The organism is Streptococcus sp. 1343 (assembly GCF_013277355.1).
Classification (GTDB): domain Bacteria; phylum Bacillota; class Bacilli; order Lactobacillales; family Streptococcaceae; genus Streptococcus; species Streptococcus pseudopneumoniae.
On sequence record NZ_VMMT01000007.1, the window covers coordinates 15720 to 31281 of the forward strand.

Here is a 15562-nt window from a genome sequence, read left to right on the forward strand (position 1 = left end):
TGTGAAACCATCAATATTAAACAGAATAAAATCAAACTGGACGCTGAAACGTCTAGGTAAAGTGGCAATGACAGTGGCTTTCACACTTGTGATTGCCATTTTTCTTTTAGCCATGCTGGGAACGGTGGTTCAAGCTGCGGGCTTGGTAGATGATACGGTCAATGTGGCAAATGAATACAGCCGATACCCACTTGAAAACTATCAACTGGATTTTTATGTGGATAATAGCTGGGGCTGGCTACCGTGGAACTGGTCGGACGGAATTGGAAAACAAGTCATGTATGGACTATATGCCATTACCAATTTTATTTGGACAATCAGTCTTTATGTTTCCAATGCGACGGGTTACTTAGTACAGGAAGCCTATTCCTTAGACTTCATTTCCGCTACAGCAGATTCCATTGGCAAGAATATGCAGACCCTTGCAGGGGTTACGCCTAGTGGACTATCAACAGAGGGTTTCTATGTTGGATTCCTTTTACTCTTGATTTTGGTTCTTGGGGTTTATGTTGCCTATACAGGACTGATAAAGAGAGAAACCACAAAGGCAATTCATGCCCTCATGAATTTTGTGCTGGTTTTTATCCTATCGGCTTCCTTTATTTCCTATGCTCCCGATTATATTAAGAAAATCAATGACTTTTCATCAGACATCAGCAACGCTAGTTTGTCACTGGGTACAAAAATTGTCATGCCCCATTCAGATAGTCAAGGCAAGGACAGTGTGGACTTGATACGTGACAGCCTATTTTCCATACAGGTTCAGCAACCGTGGCTACTGCTTCAATATAACAGTTCAGACATTGAAAGTATTGGTATTGACCGTGTGGAAAGCCTGCTCTCAACCAGTCCAGATTCCAACAATGGGGAAGACAGAGAAAAAATTGTTGCGGAAGAAATTGAAGATAGAAGCAATACCAATATGACGATTACAAAGACGATTAACCGTTTAGGTACAGTCTTCTTCCTATTTGTCTTCAATATTGGGATTTCCATATTTGTATTCCTATTAACAGGAATCATGATTTTCTCGCAGGTACTTTTTATCATCTATGCTATGTTTCTGCCTGTGAGCTTTATTTTAAGCATGATTCCATCATTTGATGGTATGTCAAAACGAGCCATAACAAAGCTCTTTAATACCATTTTGACACGAGCTGGAATCACATTGATTATTACGACAGCATTTAGTATTTCAACCATGCTCTATACCTTATCGGCTGGTTATCCGTTCTTTTTGATTGCTTTTCTACAGATTGTGACCTTTGCAGGAATCTACTTTAAGCTGGGCGATTTAATGAGTATGTTTTCTCTACAGAGTAACGATTCTCAAAGTGTGGGAAGTCGTATGATGAGAAAACCTCGTATGCTTATGCACGCTCACATGCACCGTCTACAGCGGAAACTTGGACGCTCCGTGACTGCTTTAGGGGCTGGGTCTGCCATTGCCAGTGCTACGGGTAAAAAAGGACAGTCGGGTTCGGGAAGTTCTGCGAGTACACAAGCAGATCACTCTCGACCAAACGGGCAGGAAAAATCAACACTAGGAAAGCGTATCGGTCAAACCATCGGTACAGTAGCTGATACCAAAGACAGAATGGTAGATACTGCTGGTAATTTGAAAGAACAGGTTAAGGATTTGCCGACCAATGCAAGATATGCAGTATATCAAGGAAAATCCAAAGTAAAAGAGAATGTCCGTGATTTAACCAGTAGTATTTCTCAAACCAAAGCGGACAGAGCCAGTGGACGCAAGGAACAGCAGGAACAAAGGCGAAAAACCATTGCGAAGCGTCGCTCTGAAATGGAACAGGTCAAACAGAAAAAACAGCCTGCTTCTTCTGTTCATGAAAGACCGACTACAAGACAAGAACAATATCATGATGAACAGACCTCAAAACAGTCTAATATTCAGACTTCATATAAGGAATCTCAACAAGCCAAACAAGAGCGTCCAGCAGTTAAGTCCGATTTTTCAAGTCCAAAAGTGGAACGCCAAGGCAATACCGTTCAAGAAAAAACCGTTCAAAAGCCAGCAACTTCAACCACTACAGCAGATAGAACTTCACAACGTCCAATCACAAAAGAACGTCCGTCTACTGTTCAAAGAGTACCACTACAAAATACAAGAAGTAGACCACCAATCAAAACCGCCACCATTAAGAAAGTCGGTAAGAAACCATGAAGTTGAAAACTTTAGTGATTGGTGGTTCTGGATTATTCTTGATGGTCTTCTCACTGCTTCTGTTTGTTGCCATTTTATTTTCAGATGAACAGGACAGCGGAATTTCCAATATTCATTATGGAGGTGTGAATGTTTCCGCAGAAGTGCTGGCTCATAAGCCTATGGTAGAAAAATATGCCAAAGAATATGGCGTTGAAGAATATGTCAACATACTTCTTGCGATTATACAGGTGGAATCGGGCGGTACTGCGGAAGATGTTATGCAGTCCTCGGAATCCCTCGGTCTTCCACCTAATTCATTGAGTACAGAAGAATCCATTAAGCAAGGTGTGAAGTATTTCAGTGAATTATTAGCCAGTAGCGAAAGGCTCAGTGTAGATTTAGAATCGGTTATCCAGTCCTACAATTATGGTGGTGGTTTCTTAGGGTATGTGGCTAATCGTGGAAATAAATATACCTTTGAACTGGCTCAAAGTTTCTCAAAAGAGTATTCAGGTGGCGAAAAAGTGTCTTACCCCAATCCCATAGCCATACCTATCAATGGGGGCTGGCGATACGTTTACGGTGGAGCTTCCCCGACTACTTCTTTTGATTGTAGCGGACTGACACAATGGACGTATGGAAAAGCTGGAATTAACTTACCACGAACCGCACAACAGCAATATGATGTGACCCAGCATATCCCACTATCGGAAGCACAAGCTGGCGATTTGGTTTTCTTTCATTCTACCTATAACGCTGGCTCTTATATTACTCATGTTGGGATATACCTTGGCAATAACCGTATGTTTCATGCAGGCGACCCAATCGGTTATGCCGACTTAACAAGCCCCTACTGGCAACAGCATTTAGTGGGAGCAGGACGAATCAAACAATGAGAAAGGAAGATTTAATGATGAAATTTAGAAAAAATCAGAATAAAGAAAAACAGATACCAAAGGAAAAGAAACCTCGTGTCTATAAGGTCAATCCTCATAAAAAGGTTGTGATTGCCTTGTGGGTACTTTTAGGGCTTAGTTTCAGCTTTGCGATATTCAAGCACTTTACAGCTATAGATACTCATACTATTCACGAAACAACTATCATAGAAAAGGAATACGTTGATACTCATCATGTAGAAAATTTTGTAGAGAACTTTGCGAAAGTCTACTATTCATGGGAGCAATCCGATAAGTCCATTGATAATCGAATGGAAAGTCTAAAAGGCTATCTGACAGATGAACTTCAAGCTCTCAATGTTGATACAGTACGCAAAGATATTCCTGTATCGTCTTCTGTAAGAGGATTTCAGATATGGACGGTAGAGCCAACTGGCGACAATGAGTTTAATGTAACCTACAGTGTAGACCAGCTCATTACAGAGGGAGAAAATACAAAGACCGTCCACTCTGCTTATATAGTGAGTGTCTATGTAGATGGTTCTGGAAATATGGTACTGGTTAAGAATCCGACCATTACCAACATACCTAAGAAATCAAGTTATAAACCAAAAGCCATTGAAAGTGAGGGGACGGTTGATTCCATTACAACCAATGAAATCAATGAGTTTTTAACGACGTTCTTCAAGCTCTATCCTACAGCGACAGCCAGTGAACTTTCCTACTATGTGAATGACGGGATATTAAAACCAATCGGAAAAGAGTACATCTTTCAAGAACTGGTAAATCCTATTCACAATCGTAAGGATAATCAAGTCACGGTATCGCTGACAGTGGAGTATATCGACCAGCAGACCAAAGCAACGCAGGTATCTCAATTTGATTTGGTACTTGAAAAGAACGGGAGTAATTGGAAGATTATAGAATAACAAATATTGGTACATTATTACAGCTATTTTGTAATCACGTACTCTCTTTGATAAAAAATTGGAGATTCCTTGACAAATATGCTCTTACGTGCTATTATTTAAGTATCTATTTAAAAGGAGTTAATAAATATGCGGCAAGGTATTCTTAAATAAACTGTCAATTTGATAGTGGGAACAAATAATTGGATGTCCTTTTTTAGGAGGGCTTAGTTTTTTGTACCCAGTTTAAGAATACCTTTATCATGTGATTCTAAAGTATCCGGAGAATATCTGTATGCTTTGTATGCCTATGGTTATGCATAAAAATCCCAGTGATAAAAGTATTTATCACTGGGATTTTTATGCCCTTTTGGGTTTTTGAATGGAGGAAAATCACATGAAAATTATTAATATTGGAGTTTTAGCTCATGTTGATGCAGGAAAAACTACCTTAACAGAAAGCTTATTATATAACAGTGGAGCGATTACAGAATTAGGAAGCGTGGACAAAGGTACAACGAGGACGGATAATACGCTTTTAGAACGTCAGAGAGGAATTACAATTCAGACAGGAATAACCTCTTTTCAGTGGGAAAATACGAAGGTGAACATCATAGACACGCCAGGACATATGGATTTCTTAGCAGAAGTATATCGTTCATTATCAGTTTTAGATGGGGCAATTCTACTGATTTCTGCAAAAGATGGCGTACAAGCACAAACTCGTATATTATTTCATGCACTTAGGAAAATGGGGATTCCCACAATCTTTTTTATCAATAAGATTGACCAAAATGGAATTGATTTATCAACGGTTTATCAGGATATTAAAGAGAAACTTTCTGCCGAAATTGTAATCAAACAGAAGGTAGAACTGTATCCTAATATGTGTGTGACGAACTTTACCGAATCTGAACAATGGGATACGGTAATAGAGGGAAACGATGACCTTTTAGAGAAATATATGTCCGGTAAATCATTAGAAGCATTGGAACTCGAACAAGAGGAAAGCATAAGATTTCAGAATTGTTCTCTGTTCCCTCTTTATCATGGAAGTGCAAAAAGTAATATAGGGATTGATAACCTTATAGAAGTTATTACTAATAAATTTTATTCATCAACACATCGAGGTCAGTCTGAACTTTGCGGAAAAGTTTTCAAAATTGAGTATTCGGAAAAAAGACAGCGTCTTGCATATATACGTCTTTATAGTGGCGTACTGCATTTGCGAGATTCGGTTAGAATATCGGAAAAGGAAAAAATAAAAATTACAGAAATGTATACTTCAATAAATGGTGAATTATGTAAAATTGATAAGGCTTATTCCGGGGAAATTGTTATTTTGCAGAATGAGTTTTTGAAGTTAAATAGTGTTCTTGGAGATACAAAGCTATTGCCACAGAGAGAGAGAATTGAAAATCCCCTCCCTCTGCTGCAAACGACTGTTGAACCGAGCAAACCTCAACAAAGGGAAATGTTACTTGATGCACTTTTAGAAATCTCCGACAGTGACCCGCTTCTGCGATATTATGTGGATTCTGCGACACATGAAATCATACTTTCTTTCTTAGGGAAAGTACAAATGGAAGTGACTTGTGCTCTGCTGCAAGAAAAGTATCATGTGGAGATAGAAATAAAAGAGCCTACAGTCATTTATATGGAAAGACCGTTAAAAAAAGCAGAGTATACCATTCACATCGAAGTTCCACCGAATCCTTTCTGGGCTTCCATTGGTCTATCTGTAGCACAGCTTCCATTAGGGAGCGGAGTACAGTATGAGAGCTCGGTTTCTCTTGGATACTTAAATCAATCGTTTCAAAATGCAGTTATGGAGGGGATACGCTATGGCTGTGAACAAGGATTGTATGGTTGGAATGTGACGGACTGTAAAATCTGTTTTAAGTATGGCTTATACTATAGCCCTGTTAGTACCCCAGCAGATTTTCGGATGCTTGCTCCTATTGTATTGGAACAAGTCTTAAAAAAAGCTGGAACAGAATTGTTAGAGCCATATCTTAGTTTTAAAATTTATGCGCCACAGGAATATCTTTCACGAGCATACACCGATGCTCCTAAATATTGTGCGAACATCGTAGACACTCAATTGAAAAATAATGAGGTCATTCTTAGTGGAGAAATCCCTGCTCGGTGTATTCAAGAATATCGTAGTGATTTAACTTTCTTTACAAATGGACGTAGTGTTTGTTTAACAGAGTTAAAAGGGTACCATGTTACTACCGGTGAACCTGTTTGCCAGCCCCGTCGTCCAAATAGTCGGATAGATAAAGTACGATATATGTTCAATAAAATAACTTAGTGTATTTTATGTTGTTATATAAATATGGTTTCTTGTTAAATAAGATGAAATATTCTTTAATAAAGATTTGAATTAAAGTGTAAAGGAGGAGATAGTTATTATAAACTACAAGTGGATATTGTGTCCTGTATGTGGAAATAAAACACGATTAAAGATAAGGGAAGATACTGAATTAAAAAAATTCCCCCTCTATTGTCCGAAATGCAGACAAGAAAATTTAATTGAAATAAAGCAGTTCAAAGTAACTGTGATTACAGAGCCAGACGCAAAGACGCAGAGCCGATAAAATGAGATTAATACAATCTCATTTTATCGGCTCTTTCCGTTATGTATGGATTCTTTTAATTAGTCTTCGATGTTTCTTGCTTCGTTGATACCGCTGGCTAAAGATTCCATTAAGGATAGTTCTTTGTCTGTAAAGCTATCCATGTATTTCTCTATCTGTAATCGTCGGGTGCTTTTTACCAAGTTATTAGCAGGTAAGAAAAATTCATCAACGGAAACATGAAGTAACGATACAAGGTCATAAAGAACTTGTATGCTGGGGTGTTGCCCCTTATTTTCAATATTAGTTAAGTAACGTGGGTCAATTTCAATCAATGCTCCCACTTGTTCACGAGTTAAACCTCGTTTCAATCGAGCTTCTTTAATGGCTAAACCAAAGGCTCTAAAATCATATTTATCTTCTTTTTTACGCATAGTAGACCACCTCTATACATTTTACTGTTCCTATTGAATTAGAAACAGGTATAGAAAAACATGTTATATAGTTTATAGGTTCATATTTAATAAAAAGCACTACTAAACGCCAATAAAAAAAACCGTTATATGGTAGTGCTATTTATGCTGTTAAAATATTGTATCTTACTTCCAAATGGCGGTTTGTTGGAGGTCAAAGTCGCCATGAAGTATATCACATACAATCAAGTTCCCCACATTGAGTATTTATCAAAAAAAGTCGTCTATCTGCAATAGATAAGTACGTCCACCAATGTGGTTTTATAAATCATATAGATAGAAAAATAAAAGCATGTAAACAGAGAAATCAATCTGTTTGTGTGCTTTTTTGGTTATTCAGAACTTTTTTACAAAGTTTATTCATCAGTAATGCAACAAATCCCCCTTTCACATTGGGACTAAGAGTGAAAGGAGATAAAAGAGCAAGGCTCACTTCCTTTCCTAGACAGAAAGGGGGTGAGAAACATGAAACCATCTTTTTTTCAGACCACAATAGAAAATCAGTTTGACTATATCTGTAAACGTGCTATGGAAGACGAGCGAAAGAATTATCTGCTTTATCTTTCAAGGATCGCAAAGCGTGAAGTGTCCTTTTCTGATGTTGGCGATTATCTTGTTAGCCAGTTTGCGACAACAGATAACTATTCAACTGACTTTCAGATTTTTACACTCAATGGAATATCAGTTGGTGTTGAAAATGATTTATTGAGTGAAGCATTACGTGAGTTGCCAGACAAGAAACGTGAAATTCTACTGCTGTTTTACTTTATGGACATGAGCGATTCAGAAATTGCAGACCTGTTGAAATTGAACCGTTCTACTGTCTATCGGCATAGAACCAGTGGACTAGCCTTAATCAAAAAGTTTATGGAGGAATTTGAAGAATGAAAACACAATATCCTATGATTCCCTTTCCTCTCATTGTAAAGGCAACAGATGGCGATACAGAAGCGATTAACCAGATTCTACATCATTACAGAGGGTACATAACGAAACGTTCCCTACGACTTATGAAAGATGAATATGGCAATCAAAGTATGGTCGTTGATGAAGTCTTACGTGGAAGAATGGAAACCAGACTGATTACAAAGATTCTGTCATTTGAAATTAAGTAATAACCTCTCTCTTTTCGTGGAAGCGTGCCATACTATTCCACGCTTCCCGAACAGGGAGGTTTGTTATTCCATCAAAGCATATTGAGCTTTCAATGTGTTTTGATAGGCTAACGAGCCATTGTTCTTTGAAAACTGAATAAAAGTAATTGAATACGTTTCGATAAGAAAAGAGCCAACGGAGCTAACCGCCATGACCTATCTTCTAAAGATAGCGAGCGTTTCAGTTAGTGTTCCGAAAAACAATCTTTAGCAGGATTGCCAGCGACGACTTTCTTATCGTGATAATGATACTCCCATACAGTCAATAGTCCGAGCGTTAAAAGCGTCGCAGGCAATGAGTATGGCTACATGAGAACCATGCAGGGGTGGAACTCCCGTGAGCTTTGCTAGAGCTGTTCGATTGCTTGTAAAACAACTTTTATGAAATCCAATAAGTGATTTGGAAAGGAGGATTTTATGAAGCAGACTGACATTCCGATTTGGGAGCGTTATACCCTAACTATTGAAGAAGCGTCAAAATATTTTCGTATTGGCGAAAACAAGCTGCGTCGTTTGGCAGAAGAAAATAAAAATGCAAACTGGCTGATTATGAATGGCAATCGTATTCAGGTTAAACGAAAACAATTTGAAAAAATTATAGATACATTGGACGCAATCTAGCGTCGCCAAAGGGTCTTGTATATGATAAAATAGTATTAAGTCGTATCAAGGCTCTTTCCATAAAGGAAAGGAGCAAATGCCATGTCAGAAAAAAGACGTGACAATAAAGGTCGAATCTTAAAGACTGGAGAGAGCCAACGAAAAGACGGAAGATACTTATACAAATATATAGATTCATTTGGAGAACCGCAATTTGTTTACTCGTGGAAACTTGTGGCTACAGACCGAGTACCAGCAGGAAAGCGTGATTGTATCTCACTTAGAGAGAAAATCGCAGAGTTACAGAAAGACATTCATGATGGTATTGATGTTGTAGGAAAGAAAATGACACTCTGCCAGCTTTACGCAAAACAGAACGCTCAAAGACCAAAGGTTAGAAAAAACACTGAAACTGGACGCAAATATCTTATGGATATTTTGAAGAAAGACAAGTTAGGTGTAAGAAGTATTGACAGTATTAAGCCATCAGACGCTAAAGAATGGGCTATTAGAATGAGTGAAAATGGTTATGCTTATCAAACCATCAATAACTACAAACGTTCTTTAAAGGCTTCATTCTATATTGCTATACAAGATGATTGTGTTCGGAAGAATCCATTTGACTTTCAACTGAAAGCAGTTCTTGATGATGATACTGTCCCTAAGACCGTACTAACAGAAGAACAGGAAGAAAAACTGTTAGCCTTTGCAAAAGCTGATAAAACCTACAGCAAAAATTATGATGAAATTCTGATACTCTTAAAAACAGGTCTTCGTATTTCAGAGTTTGGTGGTTTGACACTTCCAGATTTAGATTTTGAGAATCGTCTTGTCAATATAGACCATCAGCTATTGAGAGATACTGAAATTGGGTACTACATTGAAACACCAAAGACCAAAAGTGGCGAACGTCAAGTTCCTATGGTTGAAGAAGCCTATCAAGCATTTAAGCGAGTGTTAGCGAATCGAAAGAATGATAAGCGTGTTGAGATTGATGGATATAGTGATTTCCTCTTTCTTAATAGAAAGAACTATCCAAAAGTGGCAAGTGATTACAACGGCATGATGAAAGGTCTTGTTAAGAAATACAATAAGTATAACGAGGATAAATTGCCACACATCACTCCACATAGTTTGCGACATACATTCTGTACCAACTATGCAAATGCAGGAATGAATCCAAAGGCATTACAGTACATTATGGGACATGCTAATATAGCCATGACGCTGAACTATTACGCACATGCAACATTCGATTCTGCAATGGCAGAAATGAAACGCTTGAATAAAGAGAAGCAACAGGAGCGTCTTGTTGCTTAGTAGTACAAATGAATTTACTACTTATTTACCACTTCTGACAGCTAAGACATGAGGAAATATGCAAAGAAACGTGAAGTATCTTCCTACAGTAAAAATACTCGAAAGCACATAGAATAAGGCTTTACGAGCATTTAAGAAAATATAAAAAGATAATTAGAAATTTATACTTTGTTTAAGTATAAAAATAATAAAAATCTATTGACGAAATAAAAATATAGTTTATAATAAAAACATAGACAATGAAAATATCGAAAATTATAAAAAGGCAATGCATTTATGAAAAAGAAAACAGCAGTGGTATTTGGAACCTTTGCTCCGCTTCATCAAGGGCATATCGATCTGATCCAGTGTGCAAAGCGGCAGTGTGACCAGGTTTGGGTTGTCGTTTCAGGCTATGAGGGAGACAGAGGGGAACAGGTAGGCTTAACGCTTCAAAAAAGATTTCGCTATATCCGAGAGGCCTTTCGTGATGACGAGTTGACCTCTGTCTGCAAGTTAGATGAAATCAATCTTCCTCGTTACCCTATGGGTTGGCAGGAGTGGTTGGACCAAATGTTAGCGGAGATTTCCTATGATAAAAACCAGCAAGAACTAATTTTCTTTGTGGGAGAAGCAGACTACCAGCAAGAATTGTCTAATCGTGGCTTTGAGACTGTCTTGCAAGAAAGAAAGTTTGGTATCTCAGCGACTATGATTCGAGAAAATCCAAGCAAATATTGGAAATATATTGCTCAACCCTTCCGACGTCAGTTTACAAAGAAAGTGTTGATTATGGGAAGTGCTAGCAATGGGAAGACAACTTTGGCCAAGGATTTGGCTAGGTATTACGATGCACCCGTTAGTCTGGAATACGCGCGTGAATACCAGATCAAAAACAATGTCCGCGACGATGAATTGACTCCAAAAGATTACTATTATATCCTGTTGGGGCAGTATGACCAGACCTCTAAGTTAATTGACAGTAATGCCAATAGGGGACTGGTGGTAGCAGACACCAACTCCTTAGTAACCAAGGGCTACTATGATTATTACATGGAGACTGAGGATCAAGGGGACTTATCGGGAGAGACTTTTGATAATCTCTTTGTCTCGATATTGGCTAAGGAGAAATGGGACTTGATTCTCTTTGTGCAGCCTGTCGGCTCCTATGTCAATGACGGATTTAGAGATATGACTATGGCAGAAGACCATATTCGTCATAGTTTTTCCCAGCATTTGGATCAGATGAGGGAGCGCTACTTAGCAAATATTCCACTAGTTTATCTAGCAGAGGATTATCTAGGAAATTATGAAACTGCAAAAGAGGCTATTGATGCCATTTATCAAGCAGATTAGGAGAAAATTATGAAAAAACTAACTGAAAAAATCACACAATTTATCGAAAACTTTAAAAATGTCCATGCGGAAGCCCGCAAGATTGGTTTTGCAGGAATCATGCACTTGCTCTGGAAAGATCTCTTTGTCGGTCGTAGCCTCTTCCAGTGGTTGTATCTCATCGCCTTGTCAAGTGTTCCCTTTATCTTGGAATTCACTCAAAATATAGATAGTCATGACTGGTTAAGCTTGTTTGCATCTTGGACTGGGATTGTCTGTGTTATCTTGGTAGCAGAAGGTCGTGCAAGCAATTATCTCTTTGGGGCTATTAACTCTGCTATCTATTTGATTTTGGCCATGGATGCGACTTTTTATGGCGAAGTCTTGACGACCGTTTACTTCTTTGTCATGCAGCCGATTGGCCTCTATGCTTGGCTGTCCAACCGTATTAATGACCAAGGAAAAGCAGAAGAATCTCATTTTGAAGCTAAGAAATTATCTATTTTTGATTGGCTCAAGTACTTGGTCTTGACTGCTATCATTTGGATTGGTATGGGCTTGGCTTATCAAAGCATCCATAGTGCTCGCCCTTTCCGTGATAGTGTTACCGATGCGACCAATGGTGTCGGTCAGCTCTTGATGACCCGTCTCTATCGTGAGCAATGGATTTTCTGGATTGCAACCAATCTCTTTAGTATTTATCTCTGGTGGGGTGAAAATATCCACATCCAAGGGATGTACTGGGTTTACACTCTCAATAGTCTAGTAGGTTGGTACCAATGGACCAAGGCAGTTCGTAAGGAGGCATAAAATGACGGACACGATGATTCCAGCAGGGATGGAAAAAGAATATTTTGAAATTCATGCTAGTCAGGAAGAATTTTTAGACTGGTACCACAAGCAGGAACTCCCTCAATACGAAAAACCAAGTGTAACGGTGGATATGGTAGCCTACTGCTTTGTCGAAGGAAAAATCAAGCTCTTATTAATTCGTCGCAAGGCTCACCCTTATCAAAATTGTTTGGCTCTGGTTGGAGGATTTATGGACAAGGGCGAAGACGCTGCGCATGCCTGTCAGCGTGAGGTGAGAGAAGAAGTCAATCTCGATCTTCCTTTGGAAAAAATCGAGCAATTGATGACCGTATCGACTCCCGGCCGTGACCCACGGGGCTGGACAGTGACCATTGCCCACTTGGTTTATTTGCCTAGTCGTGCATTAGAACTTGTTCAAGCAGGAGACGATGCCAAGGATGTCGTTTTCGTAGATGTCGATTTTCAGACGGGCAAGTGCTTCTTAGAGGGAGTAGAGTTGGAGGAGCAAGCCTTCGCTTTTGACCATTATGCCATTATCCAAGAATCCATCAAACGAATCCAAGGTCGACTTGACTGGAATCCGACCTTCCTTTATCTGCTAGAGGAGGAGTTCACTGTATACGAAGGGACTGAACTGGTCAATCTTATCAACCCCGGTCGTCCAATCGTCAGCAATAACTTTCTCGTAAAATATGGAGAATATGTAGAAGAAGTCGGACTCAAACGAGTACCTAAAAAGAAACCAAGAAAAACCTATCGATTGAAATAAAAGAGTCTGGGACAAAAAGATTTTGATTTTAGGAATTCTTTATTATAAATTTTAAAAATCGATAGATTAGACAAAAAAGCGAACAAGACAGAATTCTGAGTGTCAGATAACTCGTTTTGTTCGCTTTTTATATTTAAGGCTAGACTTTTGTCCCAGACTCTTATTTTATACTTGTACTTGGGTTAAAAATTCTTCTGTAGTAAGAATTTGAGCAAACTCATCTTGTAGAGAAAGGAGATTAATCTCATGGATAGTCTCAGGAGAGATGACTTGACCGTTTTTGTTAGATAGGGTAAAACTGGCAGTAGCATCTGCTAGTAAAGTGACTTCAAAACCAAGATTTGCTGCCATTCGTGTCGTAGTAGATACACAATGAGGCAGGGTCAAACCAACAACGACTAAATGACAAATCTGATTTTTTCGTAAATAGGCTTCAAGATTTGTTCCAATAAAGGCGCTATTAACCGTTTTTTGAAAGACAGGTTCTGAAGCAACTGGTTCAAATCCACTTTTAAACACCTGATTTTGTTTGTTATGAAATTGTGACTGGGGATTGTCAGATATGTGTTGAACATGTAAGACTGGAAGAGCGTGTTTACGAAAGTATGCCAGTATCCTCAATGCTTGTTGTTCAGCTTGAGGGTTGTTCCGTTCTCCCCAGATAGGGTTATCAAATGCTTTTTGCATATCGATAATCAGTAGAGCAGTATGAACCATTTTATGCTTTATCCAATTGCAAGAGGGCTTCAATCTCTGCTAGGGTGCTAGCTTGTGAAATAGCTCCACGAAGTTTAGCTGCACCAGATGTTCCACGGAGGTAGTGAGGAGCGAGTCCACGGAATTCACGAACTGCTACGTTTTCTCCTTTGAGGTTAATCAATCGTTTCAAGTGTTCGTAGGCGATTTTCATCTTGTCTTCAAAGGTCAAATCAGGTAGGATTTCTCTTGTTTCAAAGTAATGGTTGATTTGGTTGAAGAGGTAGGGATTTCCCATGGCAGCGCGGCCAATCATGACTGCATCAGCACCGACTTCTTCAATGCGTTGTTTGGCTTCTTGAACTGTACGGATGTCACCGTTGGCGATAAATGGAATCTTGGTGAGGGCCTGGGCAACCTTATGAAGGGTCTCGAGGTCTGCGTGGCCTGTGTACATTTGCTCACGGGTACGGCCATGCATAGCAAGGGCAGAAACACCTGCTGCTTCAGCAGCGAGGGCATTTTCTACTGCAAGAGATGGGTCAGCCCAGCCGGTACGCATTTTGACAGTAAGTGGAATATCAAGGACAGATTGGACCTTGTTGATGATAGAGTAAATCTTATCTGGATCCTTGAGCCACATAGCGCCAGCTTCGTTCTTCACGATTTTGTTAACAGGGCAGCCCATGTTGATATCCACGATATCGGTTTTGGTGTTTTCTTGGATAAATTCTGCTGCGCGTGCTAGGCTGTCTTCATCGCTACCAAAAAGTTGGATAGAGACAGGGTTTTCGCCTTCATCGATATGAAGCATGTGCAGGGTTTTTTCATTGTTGTATTGGATTCCCTTGTCAGAGACCATCTCCATGACAACGAGTCCAGCTCCAAGCTCTTTTGCGATAGTACGAAAGGCTGAGTTGGTGACACCAGCCATAGGTGCTAAAACGGTACGATTGGGAATCTCAACATTGCCAATCATAAAAGGTGTATTAAGATTTGTCACGAATGAGTTCCTCCAGGTCCTTTTCATCAAAGTTGTAAGTCGTTTGGCAGAATTGACAAGTGATTTCTGCCCCGTGGTCTTCCTCTTTCATTTCCTGTAAGTCTGAGCTTGGAAGGCTAGCAAGAGCGTTCATAAAGCGTTCATGGCTACAGTCACATTGGAAACGGATTTCTTCTTCAGAAAGACGCTTGTAGGCCTCGTCCCCGTAGATAGCCTTGAGAAGAGCTTCAATATGGTCTTCACTTTCCAGAAGGGTCGAGATAGCTGGCATTTCTTGGATGCGTTTTTCAAAGCGAGCAATCTCTTCTTCCTTGGCTCCTGGTAAGACTTGAACTAGGAAACCACCAGCAACCTTGACCTTGTCTTCCTCGTCCAAAAGGACATTGAGACCGACTGCAGAAGGGGTTTGTTGGCTTTCTGTTAGGTAGAAAGCAAGGTCTTCCCCAATCTCTCCAGAGATAAGTGGGGTCAAGGAAGTATAAGGATTTCCAATGCCGTAGTCTGTGATAACGAGGAATTGACCATTTCCAACAAAAGGTCCGACTAGGACTTCACCAGTCGCAGTCTTTTTGATGTCAACACCAGAATTTTGAACATAGCCTTTGACGTTCCCCTTGGTATCAGCGACGGTGATAATAGCACCTAGAGAGCTAGATCCCAACACCTTAACTGTAAGTTTGGTATTTCCTTTTTCATTGGCTGCGAGAATCTGGCTAGCGATAAGAGTTCGACCAAGCGCTACAGTTGAGCTAGCTTGGGTTTGATGTTTTTCTTGAGCAGTGCGGACGGTTTCAGTGCTATCAAGGACAAAAGCACGAAAGGCTCCGCTTTCTGATATAGTTTTAATAATTTTATCCATAGCTACTA

Annotated in this window: 17 protein-coding genes and 1 pseudogene; 13 read left to right on the forward strand and 5 right to left on the reverse strand. The window is 39.5% G+C overall.

The window, feature by feature from the left end:
• Position 1: 1 nt before the first annotated feature.
• The 6 genes from HT709_RS01150 to HT709_RS01175 all read left to right on the forward strand — a co-directional run bounded on the left by HT709_RS01150 (position 2) and on the right by HT709_RS01175 (position 6574).
• Entirely contained in the window at positions 2-2185 is a 2184-nt protein-coding gene (locus tag HT709_RS01150) for a YtxH domain-containing protein (RefSeq protein WP_172925426.1), read from the forward strand.
• Positions 2182-3063, forward strand: a complete 882-nt coding sequence (locus HT709_RS01155) for a bifunctional lysozyme/C40 family peptidase (protein ID WP_006150747.1) — start codon at positions 2182-2184, stop codon at positions 3061-3063. The genes HT709_RS01150 and HT709_RS01155 overlap by 4 nt, the downstream gene beginning before the upstream one ends.
• Positions 3060-3992, forward strand: coding sequence for a conjugal transfer protein (locus tag HT709_RS01160; RefSeq protein ID WP_001224318.1), 933 nt, complete (start codon positions 3060-3062; stop codon positions 3990-3992). The genes HT709_RS01155 and HT709_RS01160 overlap by 4 nt, the downstream gene beginning before the upstream one ends.
• A 244-nt stretch (positions 3993-4236) precedes the next feature.
• Positions 4237-4353, forward strand: a complete 117-nt coding sequence (locus HT709_RS01165; protein WP_001814923.1) for a tetracycline resistance determinant leader peptide — start codon at positions 4237-4239, stop codon at positions 4351-4353.
• Between the two features lie 15 nt (positions 4354-4368).
• Positions 4369-6288 (forward strand): tetracycline resistance ribosomal protection protein Tet(M), encoded by a 1920-nt coding sequence (gene tet(M) / locus HT709_RS01170; RefSeq protein ID WP_172925427.1) that lies wholly within the window; start codon positions 4369-4371, stop codon positions 6286-6288.
• Positions 6289-6406: 118 nt separating this feature from the next.
• Positions 6407-6574 carry a cysteine-rich KTR domain-containing protein gene (locus HT709_RS01175; RefSeq protein ID WP_000336323.1) on the forward strand — a complete coding sequence of 56 codons (168 nt, stop codon included), beginning with the start codon at positions 6407-6409 and terminating at the stop codon, positions 6572-6574.
• A gap of 59 nt (positions 6575-6633) precedes the next feature.
• On the opposite strand, the gene HT709_RS01180 is transcribed toward HT709_RS01175, so the two are convergent.
• Positions 6634-6987: a helix-turn-helix transcriptional regulator gene (locus HT709_RS01180; protein ID WP_001227347.1), complete on the reverse strand. Its 354-nt coding sequence runs from the start codon at positions 6985-6987 to the stop codon at positions 6634-6636.
• A gap of 504 nt (positions 6988-7491) precedes the next feature.
• Between HT709_RS01180 and HT709_RS01185 the strand changes: the two genes are divergently transcribed.
• Complete coding sequence (locus HT709_RS01185; RefSeq protein ID WP_000804599.1) at positions 7492-7914, forward strand: sigma-70 family RNA polymerase sigma factor; 423 nt, start codon at positions 7492-7494, stop codon at positions 7912-7914.
• Entirely contained in the window at positions 7911-8141 is a 231-nt protein-coding gene (locus HT709_RS01190) for a helix-turn-helix domain-containing protein (RefSeq protein WP_000857133.1), read from the forward strand. The genes HT709_RS01185 and HT709_RS01190 overlap by 4 nt, the downstream gene beginning before the upstream one ends.
• 224 nt (positions 8142-8365) lie before the next feature.
• Here the strand turns inward: HT709_RS01190 and HT709_RS11615 are convergent.
• Positions 8366-8614, reverse strand: a pseudogene (locus HT709_RS11615) (hypothetical protein).
• Between HT709_RS11615 and HT709_RS01195 the strand changes: the two are divergent.
• The 5 genes from HT709_RS01195 (at position 8598) to HT709_RS01215 (ending at position 12996) form a co-directional block, all read left to right on the forward strand.
• Entirely contained in the window at positions 8598-8801 is a 204-nt protein-coding gene (locus HT709_RS01195; RefSeq protein WP_061825251.1) for an excisionase, read from the forward strand. The pseudogene HT709_RS11615 and the gene HT709_RS01195 overlap by 17 nt on opposite strands.
• An 81-nt stretch (positions 8802-8882) precedes the next feature.
• Complete coding sequence (locus HT709_RS01200; RefSeq protein ID WP_001291561.1) at positions 8883-10100, forward strand: tyrosine-type recombinase/integrase; 1218 nt, start codon at positions 8883-8885, stop codon at positions 10098-10100.
• Between the two features lie 276 nt (positions 10101-10376).
• Complete coding sequence (locus tag HT709_RS01205) at positions 10377-11435, forward strand: AAA family ATPase (protein WP_172925428.1); 1059 nt, start codon at positions 10377-10379, stop codon at positions 11433-11435.
• 9 nt (positions 11436-11444) lie between these two features.
• Positions 11445-12224: a nicotinamide riboside transporter PnuC gene (gene pnuC, locus HT709_RS01210; RefSeq protein ID WP_023934043.1), complete on the forward strand. Its 780-nt coding sequence runs from the start codon at positions 11445-11447 to the stop codon at positions 12222-12224.
• Between the two features lies 1 nt (position 12225).
• A complete protein-coding gene (locus tag HT709_RS01215) occupies positions 12226-12996 on the forward strand; it encodes an NUDIX hydrolase (protein ID WP_172925429.1) in 771 nt (256 codons plus the stop codon).
• 165 nt (positions 12997-13161) lie between these two features.
• Here HT709_RS01215 and HT709_RS01220 read toward each other — a convergent pair whose 3' ends face one another.
• Genes HT709_RS01220 through hslO form a run of 3 tightly spaced genes read right to left on the reverse strand, consistent with a single transcriptional unit; the run spans position 13162 to position 15554 of the window.
• Positions 13162-13713: a cysteine hydrolase family protein gene (locus HT709_RS01220; RefSeq protein ID WP_172925430.1), complete on the reverse strand. Its 552-nt coding sequence runs from the start codon at positions 13711-13713 to the stop codon at positions 13162-13164.
• 1 nt (position 13714) lies between these two features.
• Positions 13715-14695: a tRNA dihydrouridine synthase DusB gene (gene dusB / locus HT709_RS01225; protein WP_172925431.1), complete on the reverse strand. Its 981-nt coding sequence runs from the start codon at positions 14693-14695 to the stop codon at positions 13715-13717.
• Positions 14682-15554 (reverse strand): Hsp33 family molecular chaperone HslO, encoded by an 873-nt coding sequence (gene hslO / locus HT709_RS01230; protein ID WP_119948247.1) that lies wholly within the window; start codon positions 15552-15554, stop codon positions 14682-14684. Before hslO ends, dusB begins: the two co-directional genes overlap by 14 nt.
• Positions 15555-15562: the final 8 nt, after the last annotated feature.